The 20,447-nt window shown below is 67.6% G+C and carries 19 protein-coding genes and 1 pseudogene; 10 read left to right on the top strand and 10 right to left on the bottom strand.

Annotated features, from left to right (window positions below; translation table 11 throughout):
• Nucleotides 1-58: 58 nt before the first annotated feature.
• The 4 genes from ACIPK3_RS10110 to ACIPK3_RS10095 all read right to left on the bottom strand — a co-directional run bounded on the left by ACIPK3_RS10110 (nt 59) and on the right by ACIPK3_RS10095 (nt 3,855).
• The gene (locus ACIPK3_RS10110; RefSeq protein ID WP_402568035.1) at nt 59-550 is read right to left on the bottom strand and encodes a hypothetical protein; all 492 of its coding nucleotides are present in this window, start codon (nt 548-550) and stop codon (nt 59-61) included.
• A 136-nt stretch (nt 551-686) separates the two neighbouring features.
• Complete coding sequence (locus tag ACIPK3_RS10105) at nt 687-1,949, bottom strand: MFS transporter (protein WP_402568033.1); 1,263 nt, start codon at nt 1,947-1,949, stop codon at nt 687-689.
• Between the two features lie 95 nt (nt 1,950-2,044).
• Nucleotides 2,045-3,127 (bottom strand): inositol-3-phosphate synthase, encoded by a 1,083-nt coding sequence (locus ACIPK3_RS10100; protein WP_402568032.1) that lies wholly within the window; start codon nt 3,125-3,127, stop codon nt 2,045-2,047.
• Between the two features lie 44 nt (nt 3,128-3,171).
• Nucleotides 3,172-3,855, bottom strand: a complete 684-nt coding sequence (locus ACIPK3_RS10095) for a PadR family transcriptional regulator (protein ID WP_402568030.1) — start codon at nt 3,853-3,855, stop codon at nt 3,172-3,174.
• Between the two features lie 755 nt (nt 3,856-4,610).
• Here ACIPK3_RS10095 and ACIPK3_RS10090 point away from each other — a divergent pair.
• Together ACIPK3_RS10090 and ACIPK3_RS10085 are read left to right on the top strand one after the other, a co-directional pair.
• Complete coding sequence (locus ACIPK3_RS10090) at nt 4,611-6,884, top strand: transglycosylase domain-containing protein (protein ID WP_402568648.1); 2,274 nt, start codon at nt 4,611-4,613, stop codon at nt 6,882-6,884.
• Nucleotides 6,885-7,014: 130 nt separating this feature from the next.
• A complete protein-coding gene (locus ACIPK3_RS10085; RefSeq protein ID WP_402568029.1) occupies nt 7,015-8,523 on the top strand; it encodes a glycosyltransferase family 87 protein in 1,509 nt (502 codons plus the stop codon).
• Between the two features lie 103 nt (nt 8,524-8,626).
• Here ACIPK3_RS10085 and ACIPK3_RS10080 read toward each other — a convergent pair whose 3' ends face one another.
• The 3 genes from ACIPK3_RS10080 to ACIPK3_RS10070 form a co-directional block, all read right to left on the bottom strand.
• Nucleotides 8,627-9,658 (bottom strand): alanine racemase, encoded by a 1,032-nt coding sequence (locus ACIPK3_RS10080; protein WP_402568028.1) that lies wholly within the window; start codon nt 9,656-9,658, stop codon nt 8,627-8,629.
• Between the two features lie 79 nt (nt 9,659-9,737).
• Nucleotides 9,738-10,859, bottom strand: a complete 1,122-nt coding sequence (femX, locus tag ACIPK3_RS10075; RefSeq protein WP_402568027.1) for a peptidoglycan bridge formation glycyltransferase FemX — start codon at nt 10,857-10,859, stop codon at nt 9,738-9,740.
• Nucleotides 10,860-11,038: 179 nt separating this feature from the next.
• Nucleotides 11,039-11,338, bottom strand: coding sequence for a hypothetical protein (locus ACIPK3_RS10070; RefSeq protein WP_402568646.1), 300 nt, complete (start codon nt 11,336-11,338; stop codon nt 11,039-11,041).
• Nucleotides 11,339-11,615: 277 nt separating this feature from the next.
• Between ACIPK3_RS10070 and rpsF the strand changes: the two genes are divergently transcribed.
• From rpsF to rplI, 4 genes are all read left to right on the top strand, one after another.
• On the top strand, nt 11,616-11,906 hold the full coding sequence (gene rpsF, locus ACIPK3_RS10065; protein ID WP_005482942.1) for a 30S ribosomal protein S6: 291 nt from the start codon (nt 11,616-11,618) through the stop codon (nt 11,904-11,906).
• 81 nt (nt 11,907-11,987) lie between these two features.
• The gene (locus ACIPK3_RS10060; RefSeq protein WP_402568026.1) at nt 11,988-12,590 is read left to right on the top strand and encodes a single-stranded DNA-binding protein; all 603 of its coding nucleotides are present in this window, start codon (nt 11,988-11,990) and stop codon (nt 12,588-12,590) included.
• 58 nt (nt 12,591-12,648) lie between these two features.
• Nucleotides 12,649-12,885: a 30S ribosomal protein S18 gene (rpsR, locus tag ACIPK3_RS10055; RefSeq protein WP_003949403.1), complete on the top strand. Its 237-nt coding sequence runs from the start codon at nt 12,649-12,651 to the stop codon at nt 12,883-12,885.
• Nucleotides 12,886-12,902: 17 nt separating this feature from the next.
• Nucleotides 12,903-13,349 (top strand): 50S ribosomal protein L9, encoded by a 447-nt coding sequence (gene rplI, locus ACIPK3_RS10050; protein ID WP_402568025.1) that lies wholly within the window; start codon nt 12,903-12,905, stop codon nt 13,347-13,349.
• Between the two features lie 125 nt (nt 13,350-13,474).
• On the opposite strand, the gene ACIPK3_RS10045 is transcribed toward rplI, so the two are convergent.
• Nucleotides 13,475-14,812, bottom strand: a complete 1,338-nt coding sequence (locus ACIPK3_RS10045; protein ID WP_402568024.1) for an MATE family efflux transporter — start codon at nt 14,810-14,812, stop codon at nt 13,475-13,477.
• A gap of 460 nt (nt 14,813-15,272) precedes the next feature.
• On the opposite strand from ACIPK3_RS10045, the gene dnaB reads away from it, so the two are divergent.
• The 4 genes and pseudogenes from dnaB to ACIPK3_RS10025 all read left to right on the top strand — a co-directional run bounded on the left by dnaB (nt 15,273) and on the right by ACIPK3_RS10025 (nt 19,352).
• Entirely contained in the window at nt 15,273-16,751 is a 1,479-nt protein-coding gene (gene dnaB / locus ACIPK3_RS10040) for a replicative DNA helicase (RefSeq protein ID WP_402568022.1), read from the top strand.
• A 505-nt stretch (nt 16,752-17,256) separates the two neighbouring features.
• Nucleotides 17,257-17,484, top strand: coding sequence for a LysR family transcriptional regulator (locus ACIPK3_RS10035; RefSeq protein ID WP_402568644.1), 228 nt, complete (start codon nt 17,257-17,259; stop codon nt 17,482-17,484).
• An 86-nt stretch (nt 17,485-17,570) separates the two neighbouring features.
• A pseudogene (locus ACIPK3_RS10030) lies at nt 17,571-17,753 on the top strand (VOC family protein); the annotation flags it as partial.
• 213 nt (nt 17,754-17,966) lie between these two features.
• A complete protein-coding gene (locus tag ACIPK3_RS10025; protein ID WP_402568020.1) occupies nt 17,967-19,352 on the top strand; it encodes a serine hydrolase domain-containing protein in 1,386 nt (461 codons plus the stop codon).
• Nucleotides 19,353-19,430: 78 nt separating this feature from the next.
• Here the strand turns inward: ACIPK3_RS10025 and ACIPK3_RS10020 are convergent, their stop codons facing one another.
• Complete coding sequence (locus ACIPK3_RS10020) at nt 19,431-19,883, bottom strand: GNAT family N-acetyltransferase (RefSeq protein WP_402568018.1); 453 nt, start codon at nt 19,881-19,883, stop codon at nt 19,431-19,433.
• A 9-nt stretch (nt 19,884-19,892) separates the two neighbouring features.
• On the bottom strand, nt 19,893-20,351 hold the full coding sequence (locus tag ACIPK3_RS10015) for a MarR family winged helix-turn-helix transcriptional regulator (RefSeq protein WP_402568016.1): 459 nt from the start codon (nt 20,349-20,351) through the stop codon (nt 19,893-19,895).
• Nucleotides 20,352-20,447: the final 96 nt, after the last annotated feature.

Here is a 20,447-nt window from a genome sequence, read left to right as displayed (position 1 = left end):
GGCCCGAGTGAACTGGGGGCGGTGTTTCACGTGAAACACCGCCCCCAGTGCGTCCGTCCTACTTCTTGTGGTCCTTCAGGCAGAGCAGGAAGTCGCTTCCGTCGCCGCTCTGGCTGTAGGTGTACTGGAAGCCCTTGGCCGCGGCCTCGCACTTGGTCGAGGCTGCGAGCTCGGTCTTGTACTCGCCCTTGATCTTGGCCAGCACCTCGTACTGAGCCTTCGACGACGTGCAGTCGACGACCTCGAGGTCCGGGTTCGTGTCGTTGGTGCTGCCCCGGTGCATGCAGTCGCCGACCTTGGCGGTCTCGGCGTCGTCGCGGCTGGCTATGTAGCCGCCGATCGCCACGCCGAGGGCGATCACGACGACGACGATGGCCTTGATCGCCTTGAAGCTGAGCTTGCGCTTGGGCGGCTGCGGGGGAACCGGAGCGTACGGCGCGCCCGGCTGGGGCGGGTACGGGGCCTGGGCCTGGGGCGGTACCTGGCCCTGCTGCGGGTAGCCGCCCTGCGGCGGGTATGGAGTCTGGCCCTGGGGCGGCGGAGTCGACACTTTGGGGATCCCCCTAGAACGTGGATGCGCATGGCTGAAAGCGGCAGCGCATGGCGCGATATAAGACGCACGTAAGTTAGCGGCTCCCACTGACAACCCTGCAATCGAGGGGGTCCCTGTGTCCGTGCTGTGACACTCACCCACGCTCAAAGCGGGCCATAGCTGCTGCAACCGCTCCGTAGACAACGGCGATGGTGACCACCAGCACCGTCGAGCGGCCGTCCGGTGGCAGCACCAGGGCAGCCGCTCCCGCGGCGCCGACGAAGGCGACGTTGAACAGGACGTCGTAGACGGAGAAGATCCGGCCCCGGAAGCCGTCGTCGACGGCGGACTGCACGATCGTGTCGGTGGCGATCTTCGCTCCCTGGGTGACGAGGCCCAGGACGAAGGCCGCGGCCAGCATGGGACCGGTGGCGAAGGGCAGACCGAGAGCCGGTTCCAGGACGGCGGCCGTGCCGGCGCATACGGAGATCCAGGTGCCGGGGCCGAACCGTCCGGCGGCCGCCGGTGTCACCACCGCCGCCGCGAAGAAACCGGCGCCGGAAACCCCCAGCGCGAGACCCAGCAGACGCAGTCCCTCCTGTGGGCCGGACGAGAAGGCGTAGCGGCACAGCATCAGCAGCATGACCAGCAGCGCGCCGTAGCAGAAGCGCATCAGTGTCATCGCCGCCAGCGCCCAGACCGCCTCCCGGCGCGGGGGCGCGGCGAGGTGCCGCACGGCCGCGGACAGCTCCCGGGCGGTTCCCACGAGTGCCGTTCCCAGGTGCGGAAGCGCGTGGCCGGGGTCGGGCCCGAGCAGGCCGGGGGCCATGGAGAGCGAGGCGAGGGACGCGCACAGGTACAGGGCGGCGCCCAGCAGCACCACCGGGGCGTCCGAGTCGGACACCGCCAGCCGCACCAGTAGGGCCAGGCCGCCGCCCGCGGTCGCCGCGAGCGTTCCGGCGGTCGGAGAGAGCGAGTTGGCCACCACCAGGCGCGCGGTGTCGACCACGCGAGGCAGGGCGGCGGAGAGTCCGGCGAGAACGAAGCGGTTGACAGCCGTGACACAGAGCGCGGAGGCGTAGAACAGCCAGTCCGGCGCCCGGCCTGCCACGAGTACGGCGGTCGCGGCCGCCAGCAGGGCACGCAGCAGGTTTCCGTACACGAACACCTGTCGACGTCGCCAGCGGTCCAGCAGTACGCCCGCGAAGGGGCCGACCAGCGAGTACGGCAGTAGCAGGACCGCCATTGCCGAGGCGATGGCGGCGGCCGAGGCCTGTTTCTCCGGGGAGAAGACGACATACGCGGCGAGCGCGACCTGATAGACGCCGTCGGCGCCCTGGGAGAGCAGACGTACGGAGAGCAGGCGCCGGAAGTCCCGGAAACGGAGCAGTACACGCAGGTCGCGGACGGCGGGCATGGGGCCCACCCTCACACATGGGAGGGTCCCCGGGTTGTACAACCCGGGGACCCTTCACAGCCCTGGCAGGAGCGTTCTCGGAACGAGCGGCAGGCTCAGCGCTCGACGTCGCCGTTGATGAACTTCTCGACGTTCTCGCGGGCCTCGTCGTCGAAGTACTGGACCGGCGGGGACTTCATGAAGTACGAGGACGCGGAGAGGATCGGGCCGCCGATGCCGCGGTCCTTGGCGATCTTCGCGGCGCGCAGGGCGTCGATGATGATGCCGGCGGAGTTCGGGGAGTCCCAGACCTCCAGCTTGTACTCCAGGTTCAGCGGGACGTCGCCGAAGGCGCGGCCCTCGAGGCGGACGTACGCCCACTTGCGGTCGTCCAGCCAGGCCACGTAGTCGGACGGGCCGATGTGGACGTTCTTCTCACCGAGGTCCCGGTCGGGGATCTGGGAGGTGACGGCCTGCGTCTTGGAGATCTTCTTGGACTCGAGGCGATCCCGCTCGAGCATGTTCTTGAAGTCCATGTTGCCGCCGACGTTCAGCTGCATCGTGCGCTCCAGGCGCACACCACGGTCCTCGAACAGCTTCGCCATGACGCGGTGCGTGATGGTGGCGCCGACCTGCGACTTGATGTCGTCGCCGACGATCGGGACGCCCGCCTCGGTGAACTTGTCCGCCCACTCCTTGGTACCGGCGATGAAGACCGGGAGAGCGTTGACGAAGGCGACCTTGGCGTCGATGGCGCACTGGGCGTAGAACTTCGCCGCGTCCTCGGAGCCGACGGGCAGGTAGCAGACGAGAACGTCGACCTGCTTGTCCTTGAGGACCTGGACGACGTCGACCGGCTCCTCGGCGGACTCCTCGATGGTGAGGCGGTAGTACTTGCCCAGGCCGTCGAGGGTGTGGCCGCGCTGGACCGTGACACCGGTGGAGGGCACGTCGCAGATCTTGATCGTGTTGTTCTCGGACGCGCCGATCGCGTCCGCGAGGTCGAGACCGACCTTCTTCGCGTCCACGTCGAACGCGGCGACGAACTCGACGTCACGCACGTGGTAGTCGCCGAACTGCACGTGCATGAGGCCGGGCACCTTGGACGCCGGGTCGGCGTCCTTGTAGTACTCGACTCCCTGCACCAGCGACGCGGCGCAGTTGCCCACGCCGACGATGGCTACGCGAACCGAACCCATTCCGGTTGCTCCCTGTGTGTACGAGTGAGGCCCTGAGATGGGCTTCACGTGGCGGTGTCGCCGGGCGTATCCGTCCGGGGGGTCTCCCCGGGACGGGGCAGGCCGCCCGTCGCTCCAGATGTGGTGTCCTGCTGAGCGGGACCTCCGGGCATGGAACCCCTGAGGTCCCTCCCGGCCCGCTCGCTCTCGATGAGCTCGTTCAGCCAGCGCACTTCGCGCTCCACGGACTCCATTCCGTGGCGCTGGAGCTCAAGCGTGTAGTCGTCGAGTCGCTCCCGCGTACGTGCCAGCGAGGCGCGCATTTTCTCCAGGCGCTCCTCCAGCCGGCTGCGGCGGCCCTCCAGCACACGCATGCGCACGTCGCGCGACGTCTGCCCGAAGAAGGCGAAACGGGCGGCGAAGTGCTCGTCCTCGTATGCGTCGGGGCCGGTCTGCGAGAGCAGCTCCTCGAAGTGCTCCTTACCTTCCGCCGTCAACCGGTAGACGATCTTGGCGCGTCGTCCCGTGAGGGGAGCGGCCAGGGCGTCCTCGTGGGTGCTGCCCGGTTCCTCGATCAACCAGCCGTCGGCGACCAGCGTCTTGAGACAGGGGTAGAGCGTTCCGTAGCTGAACGCCCGGAACACACCCAACGACGTGTTGAGGCGTTTGCGCAGCTCGTAGCCGTGCATCGGAGACTCACGGAGCAGGCCGAGTACGGCGAACTCAAGGATGCCGGAACGCCGGCTCACGTCGCCTCCTCTCACCCTTATCTCGCGCTGATGTATCGACTCGATACATCAAGACGATAGAACGGCCTTCCGCGTGGGACAAGAGCGGGGACGGTGAACGGGATCACATCACCGATTCGCAGGAGGCAAGTTGCCTGATTTGGGATGAACTTCGGGGCTCGGCAGGTTTTGGCGGTGCGTAGTCTGTGCGGCATGCAGTGCACCGAGAACCAAGTGACGACTGGGGAGCGTCCATGTCCTCGGTGCAGTACGGGTGAATGCGTGAGCGACCGCATCCGTACTTCGGGGGGACCGGAAACCAGCCGCCTTTTCCAGGCGCGCGAGGGTGCGCCTGCCCGAGGAGTAATCGTTCGATGAGCGAGCACCGTCGCAAACCGCCGCAGTCGCAGGAAGGCGGACGTGCCGCGGCCCGACGCGGCCAATCCGGCCCGTCCTCCGGCCGCCGTGCGGCACCGCGAGGCGCCACCGGGTCTTCTGCCGACTCCTATGGACCCGGCGGGTCCAGTTCCCATGGAACGGGCTCCCGGGGACCGGGAGACGAATCGCGTTCCTACGGCAGCCGGGCCGAGGCCCGCCGCGCGGCGCAGAGAGGCGCAGGAGGCCGTCGCAGAGTGGCCGACGAGAGCCCGGGAGGCCGGCGCGGCGGTCCGGGCGGCCCTGCCGGACCAGGACGCGGCAGGGGCCGGGCGGTCCAGCCGTCCAGGAGGCGGTTCATCGACTACCCCCGCTTCGGCAAGGACGGCTGGCGTCGCTGGATGCCGTCCTGGAAGCTGGTGACCGGGCTGTTCATCGGCTTCATGGGCGGCCTCGTGGCCATGATCGGTGTCGGCTACGCGTTGGTCTCCATCCCCAGTGAGAACGTCGCGGCGCAGTCCCAGAACAACGTCTACTACTGGGCCGACGGCAAGCAGATGGTGGCCACCGGCACGGGTGTGAACCGGCAGAACGTCACCATCGACCAGATCCCCGAGGCCATGCAGTGGGCCGTGATCTCGGCGGAGAACAAGAGCTTCTACGACGACAAGGGCGTCGACCCCATGGGCATCGCCCGTGCCCTGGCCAACATGGCGCGCGGTGGTCAGACGCAAGGTGGTTCGACGATCACCCAGCAGTACGTCAAGAACACCTACCTCAGTCAGGACCAGACGCTCACCCGCAAGTTCAAGGAGATGTTCATCTCCATCAAGGTGGGCACCAAGCTCACCAAGCAGCAGATACTCCAGGGCTATCTGAACACCTCGTACTTCGGCCGTGGCGCCTACGGCATCCAGGCCGCCGCCCAGACCTACTACGGCGTGGACGCGGTCAAGCTCAAGCCGAGCCAGTGCGCCTTCCTCGCCGCGCTGCTCAAGGGTCCGACGTACTACGACCCGGCGGGCAATGCCGACCTCGACGCCTCGGCGGACGCCAAGTCCAACGAGAGGCGCTCCAAGGCGCGCTGGGGCTGGATTCTCGGCGAGATGCACAAGGACAGGCGCATCACCGACGCCGAGTACCAGGAAGCGATCAAGCAGTACCCCATGCCTCAGGGCCGCAAGGCGACCAAGGGCATGACCGGCCAGATCAGCTATCTGGCCGACACGGCCAAGAAGTACGTCCTGGCCCACTCCGACGTCACGGAGGCCCAGTTCGACCAGGGCGGCTACCAGATCTACACGACCTTCCAGAAGAGCAATGTCGAGGCGCTGACCGCGTCCGTCAAGAAGATCGAGAAGGAGAAGATCGACCCGAAGAAGCGCGACCTGGACAAGTTCGTCCAGTTCGGTGCGGCTTCGGTGGTGCCCAATGACGGCGCGATCGTGGCTCTGTACGGTGGCGCGGGCTACGAGAACGGCCACTTCACCAACAACGCCGACACCTCGGGTGTCCCCGTCGGTTCGACGTGGAAGCCGTTCGTGCTCGCGGCGGCCATGGAGTACGGCACGTACAAGACGGACGGCGTCGGTGTCTCGCCGTTGAGCAAGTACAACGGCGACGACCATCTCAAGGTGAGAAAGCCGGACGGGTCGTTCTTCCTGAACAAGGACAATTCGACCTTCTTCCAGAAGAACGAGAGTCCTCACCCCTGGGGCTACATCACCCTCCGCAAGGCGATGGAGCAGTCCGTCAACACGCCGTTCGTGCAGCTCGGTGTGGACGTGGGGATGACACACGTACGGGACACCGCCAAGGCGGCCGGCATTCTGGACCAGAGCATGGCGAAGGACCTCAATCCCTCGTTCGCCATCGGTACCTCGACGCCCAGCGCGATCCGGATGGCCGACGCCTACGCGACCTTCGCCGCCTCCGGCAAGCACGTGGACCCGTACTCGGTGACCAAGGTCAAGAAGGACGGCCGTGAACTCGACGGCTTCGCCAAGCCGAAGGTGTCCAGGGCGTTCGAGGAGGCGATCGCCGACAACGTCACCGACACGCTGGAGAACGTGATCCAGAACGGCACCGGCAAGAACGCCAAGGCCCTGGGCCGTACTGCGGCGGGCAAGACCGGTACCACCGACAGCAACAAGTCGGCCTGGTTCGTCGGTTACACCCGGCAGCTGGCAACGTCCGTGGCGATGTTCCGGGAGAACCCCAAGGACCACAAGCTGCTCTCCATGAACGGTACGGCCGGTGTGGCGTCCATCCACGGTGGTGACATCCCGGCGTCGGTGTGGACCGAATACATGAAGGTCGCGCTCAAGGGGAAGTCCGACCTCGGCTTCCCGGATGCCGAGAAGATCGGTGAGGTCGCGGACGAGGCGGGTGCTCCCTCCCCCACTCCGTCCGTCACCATCACACCGAGCGAGACGCCGAGCGAGACGCCCAGCGAAACACCGAGTCAGACGCCCGTCACGCCCTCGCCCACACCGACCGAGACCTGCCGACGGTTCTTCTGCGGCGGCAACGGCGGCGGCAACGGTGGTAACGGCGGCAATGGTGGGGTCGACGGAGGCACAACCCTCGAACCCTCACCGACGGACACCACCGGGCAGGACCCCACCAGGGGCAACGTCAACGGAGGCAACTTCTTCGGCGGCCAGACCGGCTAGTCCGCGGGCTGCCCGGTTGGTGGTCATTTCCTCCCACCGGAGCTGTTTCACGTGAAACACGGGCCGCCGCACCCTGCCGGGTGCGGCGGCCCTCGGTGTATTCCCAGAGAGGTACGGCAGGATGTGCCCCATGCCCAGCGCAGAAACGACGCCCACGGGCGTGCACGAGCCGGAGCCGGTGCGGCCGACCCACGAGGACGAGGTCGCCGCGGCCGGCAGTGAGCTGATCGGCGGCCCCATCGGCAGACACGCCCTGCTCGGGACGTCCTGGTGGACGCCCGTACGCGTGGTCGTGCTCGTGGCGATCGGCATGTTCGCCCTCGGCCTGGTCCAGAAGGCGCCCTGCTACGACAGCGGCTGGTTCTTCGGCGCGAGCTCCCAGTACACGCACGCCTGCTACTCGGACATCCCGCACCTCTACCAGGGCCGCGGCTTCGCCGATGGACTGGTGCCGTACTTCGACAAGCTCCCCGGCGACATGGACTATCTCGAGTACCCGGTGCTGACCGGTGTGTTCATGGAGCTGGCCGCCTGGTTCACCCCGGGCAGCGGCAGCATCGAGCACCAGGAGCAGTGGTACTGGTTCGTCAACGCCGGACTGCTGATGGCGTGCGCCGCCGTCATCGTCGTCTGCGTCAGCCGCACGCACGTCCGCCGCCCCTGGGACGGCCTGCTGGTCGCTCTGGCACCGGCCTTTGCGCTGACGGCCACCATCAACTGGGATCTGCTGGCGGTCGCTCTGACGGCCGCGGCGATGCTGATGTGGTCGCGGGGCCGCTCCCTCGCTTTCGGCGTCCTCCTGGGGCTTGCCACGGCCGCCAAGTTCTATCCCGTCCTGCTGCTCGGCCCCCTGCTGGTGCTGTGCTGGCGCGCGGGCAAGTGGCGGGAGTTCGGCAGGGCCCTGGGCGGTGCGGCGGTTGCCTGGCTCGCCGTGAACCTGCCGGTGATGGTGTTCGCCTTCGACGGCTGGTCGAAGTTCTACAGGTTCAGCCAGGAGCGGCCCGTCGACTTCGGGTCCCTCTGGCTGATCTGGGCCCAGAACTCGAGCAGCGCGCCCAGCACCGACACGATCAACCTGCTCGCCGAACTGCTGTTGGTGCCGTGCTGCGCCGGGATCGCGGCCCTCGCCTTCACCGCCCCCCGCCGTCCGCGCTTCGCCCAGCTCGTCTTCCTGATCGTGGCGGCCTTCATCGTCACCAACAAGGTCTATTCGCCGCAGTACGTGCTGTGGCTGGTGCCGCTGGCCGTGCTGGCCCGGCCGAAGTGGCGGGACTTCCTGATCTGGCAGGCGTGCGAGGTGGTGTACTTCCTGGGGATCTGGATGTATCTCGCCTACACGACCAGCGGAGACGCCCACAAGGGTCTGCCGACGCTGGGCTACCAGTGGGCGATCGTGGTCCATCTGCTGGGCACGCTGTATCTGTGCGGGGTCGTCGTACGGGACATCCTCATGCCCGAGCGGGACCCGGTACGCCGGTCCGGCGAGGACGACCCGTCGGGAGGCGTGCTCGACGGCGCGGACGACGTCTTCGTGCTCGGCCCGGCGGCCCGTCGCCGTCGGCTCACCGACCACTACGCGGGTGCCCAGGTGGAGTGGGGCAGCCGGAGCGCCACGCCCCCCAGCGGCCGTTCGCTCTGAGCGAACATCCGGCGGACAGGGCCGAATGGCGTCGGAAGGGTAAGGGCCGTACGCGGAGTCCCGCGTACGGCCCTTCTGCTGGTGTCCGGTGGTGTCCGGTCTCTCAGCGGTCCATCATCCGGTCGAACTGCGTGGTGGTGTGCCGCAGATGAGCGATCAGCTCCTCGCCCACCTGCGGCTCGGGCGCGTCCGCCGGCACGAACAGGATCGACACCTGCATGTGCGGGGGCTCCGCGAACCAGCGCTGTTTGCCGCCCCAGACGAAGGGAGAAAGGTTCCGGTTGACCGTGGCCAGACCGGCCCGTGCCACACCCTTGGCACGCGGCATGACGCCGTGCAGCGCCTTCGGAGCCTCAAGGCCCACCCCGTGCGACGTACCGCCCGCCACGACCACCAGGTAACCGTCCGAGGCGGCCTTCTGCTGCCGGTAGCCGAAGCGGTCGCCCTTGGCGACCCGGGTGACGTCCAGGACCGCGCCGCGGTACTCGGTCGCCTCGTGGTCCCCCAGCCACAGCCGCGTGCCGATGCGGGCGCGGAACCGGGTCTGCGGGAACTGCTGCTGCAACCGGGCGAGTTCGTCGGCCTTGAGGTGGCTGACGAACATCGTGTGCAGTGGCAGCCGGGCAGCACGCAGCCGGTCCATCCAGCCGATGACCTCCTCGACGGCGTCGGAGCCGTCGGTGCGGTCCAGCGGCAGGTGGATGGCGAAGCCCTCCAGCCGGATGTTCTCTATGGCCGTGTGCAGCTGCGGCAGCTCCTGCTCGCTGATGCCGTGCCGCTTCATCGTGGACATCACCTCGATGACCACACGGGCACCGACGAGGCCGTACACACCGTCGACGGACGACACCGACCGGATGACCCGGTCGGGGAGCGGCACCGGTTCCTCGCCGCGCCGGTACGGCGTCAGCACCAGCAGGTCGCCGCCGAACCAGTCCTTGATGCGCGCCGCCTCGTACGTCGTGCCCACGGCGAGGATGTCCGAGCCCAGCCGGGTGGCCTCCTCGGCCAGGCGCTCGTGCCCGAAGCCGTACCCGTTGCCCTTGCACACCGGGACCAGCCCCGGGAACTGATCCTGCACGTGCTTGTGGTGCGCACGCCAGCGCGCGGTGTCGACGTAGAGCGTGAGCGCCATGGCCGTACCTGGAACCTTTCTCGTGGCTGCGGTGTGTCAGCGGCGGTGTGTCAGAGGTATCGAAGCACTGAACGAGATGTCAGCGGCGCGACATGTAGATGTCGAGAGCCTTGTGGAGCAGCTTGTTCAGCGGGAAGTCCCATTCGCCGAGGTACTCGGCGGCCTGTCCGCCGGTGCCCACCTTGAACTGGATCAGGCCGAAGAGGTGATCGGTCTCGTCCAGCGAGTCCGAGATGCCGCGCAGGTCGTAGGCCGTGGCGCCGAGCGCGTACGCGTCACGCAGCATCCGCCACTGCATCGCGTTCGAGGGGCGGACCTCACGGCCGATGTTGTCCGAGGCGCCGTAGGAGTACCACACGTGCCCGCCGACGATCAGCATCGTCGCCGCCGAGAGGTTCACCCCGTTGTGCCGGGCGAAGTACAGCCGCATGCGGTTGGGGTCCTCGCTGTTGAGGGCCGTCCACATGCGCTGGAAGTACGACAGCGGACGCGGCCGGAAGTGGTCGCGCACGGCCGTGATCTCGTACAGCCGCTGCCACTCGGCGAGGTCCTGGTAGCCGCCCTGGACGACCTCCACGCCGGCCTTCTCGGCCTTCTTGATGTTGCGGCGCCACAACTGGTTGAAGTTCTTGTGCACCTCTTCCAGGGAGCGGCCCGCCAGCGGCACCTGGAAGACGTAGCGGGGCTGCACGTCACCGAAGCCGGCCCCGCCGTCCTCACCCTGCTGCCAGCCCATGCGGCGCAGCTTGTCGGCCACCTCGAAGGCGCGCGGCTCGATGAAGTCGGCCTCGATGTCGCGCAGGCGCTTCACGTCCGGGCTCTGGATGCCCTGCTTGATGGAGTTGGCCTCCCAGCGCCGGATGATCACCGGCGGGCCCATCTTCACCGAGAAGGCGCCCTGCTGCTTGAGGTGGGCCAGCATCGGCTGGAGCCAGTCGTCCAGGTTCGGTGCGAACCAGTTGATGACCGGGCCCTCGGGCAGGTAGGCCAGGTAGCGCTTGATCTTGGGCAGCTGGCGGTAGAGGACCAGGCCGGCGCCGACCATCTCGCCGGTGCGGTCGTCGAACCAGCCGAGGCTCTCCGAGCGCCACTCGGCCTTGACGTCGGCCCATGCCGGAACCTGCATGTGGCTAGCCGAGGGCAGGCTCTGGATGTACGCCAGATGCTGCTCGCGGCTGATGGTCCTCAGGGTCAGGCTCATGTCGGGGCGCTCCTCGGGCTGGTGTGTCCCCACGGGTCAGGGGCTCCGGCTCTCGCGCCGAAGCCTACTGCGCCTTGCGAGCGCCCCGACTGGGCGCACGGATTCGAACGCCCCGGCCTGTGGGCCGCCAGAGCGTTCGAAGGCGTTCTATGGACGTTCGGGAGGTGGCGTCCGGCCACTCATCCGATTCCGCCGAACAGGCCGCCGTGGGCCATTCCCAGGTAGAAACCGACCCCCGAGGCACCGAGACCCACGATCAGGCCGAGGCGCTCGCGTGTGGTCTCCGAGATCCACTGCCCGTACGCGCCGGTGAGGATCCCCACCAGGCCCGTCCACGAGCTGACCAGGTGGAGGTTGTCGAACATCGCGGTGGTGAAGGAGACGATGCCCAGGACCAGGGTCACTACGGTCAGCGTGTCCTGGACGGGATGGGACTTGCCGTCCGTGGCGAGGAAGGATCCGGCGGTGTTGGGTCGCATTGCCTGCTGTGCCATGAGGCACCTCCAGCGGAAAGGCGGCGCATCGTAGCGCCTTGGACACCCGATGTGTACAGATTGACGGTCCTCGGGGGCGGATTTCAACCGGAAGCCACTGTGCGGGTAGTCTGTACCGTCTGCACGGTGTCTGCCCAGACCCTGGCAGGGGCTCCCACGGGAGCCCCGATTGTCAGTGGTGGCCGATACCGTTGCGTACGCATCACAACCCTCCTGCCACGGAACGACCGTGGCCGCTGAGTCCAAAGGAGGTGGGTTCCACATGCGTCACTACGAGGTGATGGTCATCCTCGACCCCGATCTGGAGGAGCGCGCTGTCGCCCCCCTGATCGAGAACTTCCTCTCCGTCGTCCGTGAGGGCAACGGAAAGGTGGAGAAGGTCGACACCTGGGGCCGTCGTCGTCTCTCGTACGAGATCAAGAAGAAGCCCGAGGGCATCTACTCGGTCATCGACCTGCAGGCCGAGCCTGCGGTCGTCAAGGAGCTCGACCGCCAGATGAACCTGAACGAGTCGGTCCTCCGGACCAAGGTCCTCCGCCCCGAGACCCACTGAGCACTCCCGCTCAGCTGATCTCGGAATTCGAGTAGCAGCAACCAAGCAGCCAGAGCAGCAAACCCGCCGAGAGGTTCCCCCATGGCAGGCGAGACCGTCATCACGGTCGTCGGCAATCTTGTCGACGACCCCGAGCTGCGCTTCACCCCCTCCGGTGCGGCGGTCGCGAAGTTCCGTGTCGCGTCCACTCCCCGCACCTTCGACCGCCAGACGAACGAGTGGAAGGACGGCGAGAGCCTGTTCCTGACCTGCTCGGTCTGGCGCCAGGCGGCTGAGAACGTCGCCGAGTCGCTCCAGCGAGGCATGCGCGTCATCGTGCAGGGCCGGCTGAAGCAGCGGTCCTATGAGGACCGTGAGGGTGTCAAGCGCACGGTCTACGAGCTGGATGTCGAGGAAGTCGGCGCCAGCCTGCGCAACGCCACCGCCAAGGTCACCAAGACCTCTGGTGGCGCGCGCGGCGGCCAGGGCGGTTACGGCGGCGGTGGCGGCCAGGGTGGCGGCGGCTGGGGCGGCGGCCCCGGTGGCGGCCAGCAGGGCGGCGCTCCCGCCGACGACCCCTGGGCGACCGGCGCTCCCGCTGGTGGCAACCAGCAGGGCGGCGGCGGCTGGGGCGGCGGTTCCGGCGGAAGCTCCGGCGGAAGCTCTGGCGGCGGTGGCGGCTACTCGGACGAACCCCCCTTCTAGGTCCCCGGACCGGGGGGCGGGTCGTACCCAAACTTCTTGATCACACAGGAGAAACACCATGGCGAAGCCGCCTGTGCGCAAGCCTAAGAAGAAGGTCTGCGCTTTCTGCAAGGACAAGGTCACGTACGTGGACTACAAGGACACGAACATGCTGCGGAAGTTCATTTCCGACCGCGGCAAGATCCGTGCCCGCCGCGTGACCGGCAACTGCACGCAGCACCAGCGTGACGTCGCCACGGCCGTCAAGAACAGCCGTGAGATGGCGCTGCTGCCCTACACGTCCACCGCGCGCTAAGGGAGGGTGACCGAATCATGAAGATCATCCTCACTCACGAGGTCTCTGGCCTCGGTGCCGCCGGCGACGTCGTTGACGTCAAGGACGGTTACGCTCGCAACTACCTCATCCCGCGGAACTTCGCGATCCGCTGGACCAAGGGTGGCGAGAAGGACGTCGAGCAGATTCGTCGTGCTCGCAAGATCCACGAGATCCAGACCATCGAGCAGGCCAACGCCGTGAAGGCTCAGCTGGAGGGCGTCAAGGTCCGCCTGGCTGTCCGTTCCGGTGACTCCGGCCGTCTCTTCGGTTCCGTCACCCAGGCCGACGTCGCTTCCGCGATCAAGGCTTCCGGTGGCCCCGAGGTCGACAAGCGTCGCATCGAGCTCGGTACGGCGATCAAGACCCTGGGCGCCCACGAGACGTCCGTGCGTCTGCACCCCGAGGTGGCCGCCAAGGTCAGCATCGAGGTCGTCGCGGCCTGATCGCCGCGTGATCGCCGCGCTCGCTTGAGCCGGTGAAGAGGGCCGCATCCCTATGGGGTGCGGCCCTCTTGCATTCGGTGGGGGTGCGGCCCCCTTGCGTTCGTCTCGCGTTTCACGTGAAACAGTCAGCGTGTCGCGCCCGTCACGATCCAGCGGCCCGATCGGGCGCGCAGCCAGAGGGTCAGCATCCTGACCGTCATCATCAGCGTCATGGCCGCCCAGAGCGCGGTGAGGCCTCCGCCCAGAGTGGGCACCAGCAGCGCGACCGGGGTGAATACCGCCAGGGTCGCCACCATGGCCCAGGCCAGGTAGGGCCCGTCTCCGGCGCCCATCAGGACACCGTCCAGGACGAAGACGATCCCGCAGACGGGCTGGGAGAGGGCGACCATCAGCAGCGCGGGCAGCGCGTTGTCCCTTACCAGGGAATCGCTGGTGAAGAGCGGAAGGAACAACGGCCGGGCGGCCACCACGAGCAGGCCCAGCACGACACCGGTGGCGACGCCCCACTGGACCATGCGGCGGCAGGCCTCCCGCGCACCCCGCGAGTCACCCGCGCCGAGGTAGCGTCCGATGATCGCCTGCCCCGCGATCGCGATGGCGTCGAGGGCGAAGGCCAACAGGCTCCACAGGGAGAGAACGATCTGGTGGGCGGCGATGTCGGCGTCTCCGAGACCGGCCGCGACGGCTGTGGCGATCATGAGGATCGCCCGGAGAGACAGCGTACGAACGAGCAGTGGGACACCCGCCCGCGCGGAGGCCCTGATCCCGGTGGCGTCGGGTCGCAGCGACGCGCCGTGCGCACGGGCGCCCCGGACGACGACGGTCAGGTAGACCGTGGCCATGCCCCACTGGGCGATGACAGTGCCCCAGGCGGAACCGGCGATACCGAGTCCGGCGCCGTAAACGAACACGGCGTTGAGTCCGGCGTTGGCGACGAAGCCCGCGACGGCGACATACAACGGCGTCCTGGTGTCCTGGAGTCCGCGCAGTACACCGGTCGCGGCCAGTACGGCCAGCATCGCCGGGATGCCCAGCGCGGACACGCGCAGATATGTCGTCGCGAAGGGTGCTGCCGTGGGCGAGGTGCCGAAGAGGGAGACCAGACCGGGTGCGAGGGGCAGGACGACGATGACGACCGCCGTGCCGAGGAGCAGTGCCAGCCAGATGCCGTCCATGCCCTGGCGTATGGCCGCGCGGAGGTCACCCGCGCCGACACGGCGGGAGACGGCCGCCGTGGTGGCGTAGGCGAGGAAGACGAAGACGCTCACGGCAGTCATGAGGAGGGCCGAGGCGACACCGAGGCCGGCGAGCTGGGCGGTGCCGAGGTGGCCGACGATGGCGCTGTCGGCCATGACGAACAGCGGCTCGGCGACGAGCGCGCCGAAGGCCGGGACGGCGAGTGCGACGATCTCACGGTCGTGGCGTCGGCGAGTGGCGCTGGGGATCGCGGGAGCCTGGGACATGAGGGTCTATGTTAATCGTCCACAGGTAAGTGGTGCAATCTATTTGTGATCCTTACTTCTGCTCTGGTGTCGCACGGTCTTGCGTACCGCTCGAACCGATCTTGATCCGACTGGGAAAGTTTTTCTTCTGCACAGCCGGTGGACGGCAACTGCGCAGGTCGGGGCGGTCTCCTCGGAAAGATCGAGGTCTTGTTCACAGGGCTGTCCACCGGGTCGTGCACAGGTTTCGGCGAGTTCTCCACAGCATCGGGGCCGTCGTCCACATGGCCTGTGGATAACCAGATTGGCTGACGGTGCCGACGGGCCTACCGTGGTCCGGCGCCCGCTCCGTCCTCCGGCTTCGGAAACTTCGCAAAACCGACGTGGCAGAACCAGAGTTGGGGCTCTCGATTGTCAGTGTCGTGCCGTAGAAAAGAGAGGCACGACGAGGTCCGCGGGGCGGACGGGAGGAGGTGGCTCGGTGAGTATTTCCGAGCCCTTGGACGACCCGTGGGCCGACAGCGGTCCCAGTGATCGTCTGCCTGCTTCCCGCCGTCGGGGGGACGGCGGCCGGAGCCGTGACGAGCAGCACGACCGGGGCCGGGAGAACGGGGACTGGGACGGCGGCGGTCCGGCGTTCGAGCGGGTGCCGCCACAGGACCTCGACGCCGAACAGTCCGTTCTCGGCGGCATGCTCCTGTCCAAGGACGCCATCGCGGACGTCGTCGAGGTCCTCAAGGGCCATGACTTCTACAAGCCGGCCCACGAGACGATCTATCAGGCGATCCTCGACATCTATGCCAAGGGGGAGCCGGCCGACCCCATCACCATCGCCGCCGAACTCACCAAGCGCGGCGAGATCAACAAGGTCGGCGGGGCCGCGTATCTGCATACGCTCGTCCAGACCGTGCCGACCGCGGCCAACGCGGAGTACTACGCCGAGATCGTCCACGAGCGGGCCGTACTGCGCCGCCTGGTCGAGGCAGGCACGCGTATCACGCAGATGGGATACGCGGCCGACGACGACGTCGACGAGATCGTCAACCGGGCACAGGCCGAGATCTACGCCGTGACCGAGCAGCGCACCAGTGAGGACTACCTGCCGCTCGGCGACATCATGGAGGGCGCACTCGACGAGATCGAGGCGATCGGTTCGCGCAGCGGCGAGATGACGGGTGTGCCCACCGGTTTCACGGACTTCGACTCGCTGACCAACGGTCTGCATCCCGGTCAGATGATCGTCATCGCGGCACGTCCGGCCATGGGTAAGTCGACGCTCGCGCTGGACTTCGCCCGGGCCGCCTCGATCAAGCACAACCTGCCGAGCGTCATTTTCTCCCTCGAAATGGGCCGCAACGAGATCGCCATGCGTCTGCTGTCCGCCGAGGCCCGCGTCGCCCTGCACCACATGCGGTCGGGCACCATGACCGACGAGGACTGGACGAGGCTGGCCCGGCGCATGCCGGACGTCTCCGCGGCCCCCCTCTTCATCGACGACTCCCCGAATCTGTCGATGATGGAGATCCGCGCCAAGTGCCGCCGTCTGAAGCAGCGCAATGACATCAAGCTGGTGGTCATCGACTACCTCCAGCTGATGCAGTCCGGTGGTTCCAAGCGGGCCGAGAGCCGCCAGCAGGAGGTCTCGGACATGTCCCGTAACCTCAAGCTGCTCGCAAAGGAGCTGGAGGTCCCGGTCATCGCGCTGTCCCAGCTGAACCGAGGCCCCGAACAGCGCACCGACAAGAAGCCGATGGTCTCCGACCTGCGTGAGTCCGGCTCCATCGAGCAGGACGCCGACATGGTCATCCTGCTGCACCGCGAGGACGCCTACGAGAAGGAGTCCCCACGCGCCGGCGAGGCCGACCTGATCGTCGCCAAGCACCGAAACGGCCCCACCGCGACCATCACCGTGGCCTTCCAGGGCCACTACTCACGCTTTGTGGACATGGCACAGACCTGATCCGGCGTACTGCAGGGTCTCAGATTTCGCGGCACAGTCTCAGGCTCGATGGCACATCGGTGGCACTTATGCCGTCTTCGTGAGACTTGCTGGTCGAGGCGCTCACCCTTTTGGGTGATGGAGACTCCAGTCCGCCAACTCGCCTATGTGGCACTGAAACCCTTGGCTACACGGGCCGTCGCCCGTGGGCTGGGGTATGCGATGGACAGTGCCACTGCGACGGTGAGCGTCCGTCGGCAGCGCGGTCCTCTCATAGAGGACCAAGATTGGGGCACGGCGCCTGTAGACCTTCTGCAGTCGGCTTGCCCATGGCGGACGTTCCGTTGGCACAGGGGCCAGAAGCACTACTCGGGCACCTACTGGTCGGTGACTATGCGCGACCACTTGATCTACGAGTCGCGACTTGAGCTGTCGCGGCACCGCCCTCCGCACCGCCGACGCTCTCCCCGCCATCCTCCGCAAAGTGCTCACCAGCCCATAAGCACGCCCGAGGCTCTCTCGCTTCCTGGCAGCCCGGACCTACCCCACCCTCACCGAAGCAGCCCGAGACCTCGGCATCCACCAGTCCACCCTGGTGATCCAGATCAACCGCCTCGAAGCGGACCTCGGACTGCCCCTCTTCGAACGAGCCGAACGCGGTACGGCCATGAAACTGGCCCGATTCGGGAAACGCGTCGCTGCTTCCGCCCAGAAGATCGCGGCTATCGCGGCTGAGGAAATGACACGACGGTGAGACGAAATACCCCCGCCAAGCCGTGAGACAACCGGAAAACCCCAGGTCACGACATTGATCAGCCAGTGAAGGCCGTCGAATAGTCCCGGACGGCGAAGGAACGGCTGCACTTCGACCTCGCTCCACCGGCCGGCAGTGACCAGCAGACGGAGGTCGATCGGCTCGTCTCCCTCGGGGCAACGCGCATCGACATCGGCCAAGGGGACGTCGACTGGGTGGTGATGGCCGATCCCGACGGTCACGAGTTCTGTGTGCTGACCCCCCGATAGGCCTCAGAGCCCTTTCGGCCAGGAGGATCGCCGCAGAGGAAATGACACGGCGGTGAGACACAACTCATTGGCCAGCCCATGAGACAACCAGTGAAGTCGCAGGTCACAGCACCAAGCTATGCCACGGGCGGCGAGACCCTACAGCGTGCAACCGGGATCACGCGCACCGCGAATCGACTCGACGCGCGTCGTCACAACGGGTGGACTGGGCGTATGACGACATCGCAGGAAGAGTTGCTTCCCGGTACGCGGCGGGCGTTGTTGCACCGGATCGCCGTGGCGCAGGCCGAAGGGCGGGCGCCGTCGCTGGTTGCCGCGGTGGTGAGGGGCGGCAGGGCGGTCTGGCACGGCGCGCGGGGTTCCGTGGACGGCCGGATGCCGGACGAGGCCGTGCGGTACAGGATCGGCTCGATCACCAAGACCTTCACCGCCGTCCTCGTGCTGCGGCTGCGGGACGAGGGGCTGCTCGACCTCGGTGACCCGCTGGAGAAGCATCTGCCGGGCACCGGAGCGGGGGAAGCCACCATCGCCGAACTGCTCGCGCACACGGGCGGTCTGGCGGCCGAGTCGCCCGCGCCGTGGTGGGAGCGCACCCCCGGGTCACTGCGTCCCGAACTCTCCGACGTCCTCGGCGAGCAACCCCTGGTGCACCCCGTCGGCCGCCGCCACCACTACTCGAATCCCGGGTACACGCTGCTGGGCGTGCTGGTGGCGGAGCTGAGAGGAGTTCCCTGGGAGGACGTCCTGCAACGCGAGGTCCTCGAACCCCTGGGCCTGAACCACACGAGCGTTCAGCCCCGGGCGCCGCACGCGTCGGGCTGGGCCGTGCACCCCTGGGCCGATGTGATGCTGCGGGAGCCTGCCGAGGATCTCGGCAGGATGGCTCCCGCCGGTCAGCTCTGGTCGACCTCCGGTGACCTGGCCCGGTTTGCCGCGTTCCTGGCCGAGGGCGACGACCGGGTGCTGAGCGCCGAGTCCGTGCGGGACATGCGGACGCCCGCGGCGCCGGCCGAGGCGGCGGATGTGGCCGACGGTGCCACATACGGACTCGGCATGCAGATCCAGTACCGGGACGAGCGGCTCCTGGTGGGGCACTCGGGTTCGCTGCCGGGTTTCCTGGCCAACCTCACCCTCAGTGTGGTGGACGACGTCGCGGCCGTGGTGCTGGCCAACTGCACCTCCGGACCCCTGCTGTCCGGGGTGGCCGCCGATCTCGTACGGATCGTCGCGGAGGCCGAGCCGCGGATCCCGGAGCCGTGGAGGCCGCTGAGGGAGGCCGATCCGGCGGTGGTCGAGCTGGCCGGCCAGTGGTATTGGGGTACGCAGGCCTTCGCTCTGCGCGTGACGGCCGACGGGCTCGTCTCCCTGGGTCCGCTGTCCGGCAACGGCCGCCGCTCCCGCTTCCGGCCCAACGGGGACGGCACCTGGACGGGCCTGGAGGGCTACTACGCCGGAGAGATCCTGCGTGCCGTACGCCGCCCCGACGGTACGGTCAGCCACCTCGACCTCGGGTCGTTCGTGTTCACTCGTCAGCCGTACGAGGAGGGGGCTTCGGTGCCCGGCGGGGTGGATCCCGGAGGGTGGCGCGGAATCGGCTAGACAGTCCGGCGGCCGGACAGCGGCACGGAGGCGGCCTGTTCCACGTGAAACAGGCCGCACGCCGTGGAACGCAGCGGATCAGAGCTGAAACTTGAAGCCGACGTGCGAGGCGCTGAAGCCGAGCCGCTCATAGAAGCGGTGGGCGTCGGTGCGCGAGGTGTCGGATGTCAGCTGCACCAACTGACAGTCGCGGCGGCGGGATTCATCGAGCGCCCACTCGATGAGCTGTGTGCCCAGACCGCTGCCACGCTCGTCCCGGTGAATGCGCACGGCTTCGATGATCGAGCGGGTGGCACCGCGCCGCGACAGCCCGGGAATGAAGGTGAGCTGGAGCGTGCCGACGATGCGCTCCTCGCGTACGGCCACGACCAGGCACTGGTTCGGGTCTTCGGCGAGCCGCTCCAGCGCGGCCAGGTACGGGGCCATGTCATCCGGTGACTCGCGTTCGGCGCCCAGGGGATCGTCGGCGAGCATGCCGACGACTTCGGGGAGGTCGGCGGCGACAACGGGTCGTATTTCGAGGTCTGCCATGACTTCACCCTATGCAGGTGTGTGCAGCCTCTCCACGGCTCGGACCAGGGGCGCGAGCTCGGCGTTCCCGGCTGCTGTGTCGAGGGCCTCGCGCAACGCGGCGTCATTTGTGGGGCGTGCTTCTTCGAGCAGTTTGAGCCCCGTCTCGGTGACGTTGGTGTAGATGCCGCGTCGGTCGGTGGGGCACAGATAGCGCTCCAGCAGTCCGCGGTCCTCCAGCCGTGTGACCAGTCGGGTGGTGGCGCTCTGGCTGAGGACGACCGCGTCGGCGACCTGCTTCATCTGTAGATGGCCCCCGTCGCCGTCGTGTTGCCGACTGAGCACATCGAGCAGTGAGTACTCGCGCACGCTCAGATCGTGCCGTGCCTGAAGGGACCGCTCGATGTGCGCCTCGATCCTGCCGTGCAGCAGAGAGAGGGCGCACCAGCCCTGAGCCAGGGCGGTGAGCGCGGGGTCCGTCGCTGTCATTGGCGTTTTCCTCCGTCCGGAGCCGCTGACACCAGGATAGGGCAGCACCGCGATATCCGGCGGTTGCAGATAACCCGCGCCTGCAACTATTGTGGT

It is taken from the genome of Streptomyces sp. NPDC086787 (assembly GCF_044745865.1).
In the GTDB taxonomy this organism is placed as follows: Bacteria; Actinomycetota; Actinomycetes; order Streptomycetales; family Streptomycetaceae; genus Streptomyces.
This window is presented reverse-complemented; position numbering and strand designations above follow the sequence as displayed.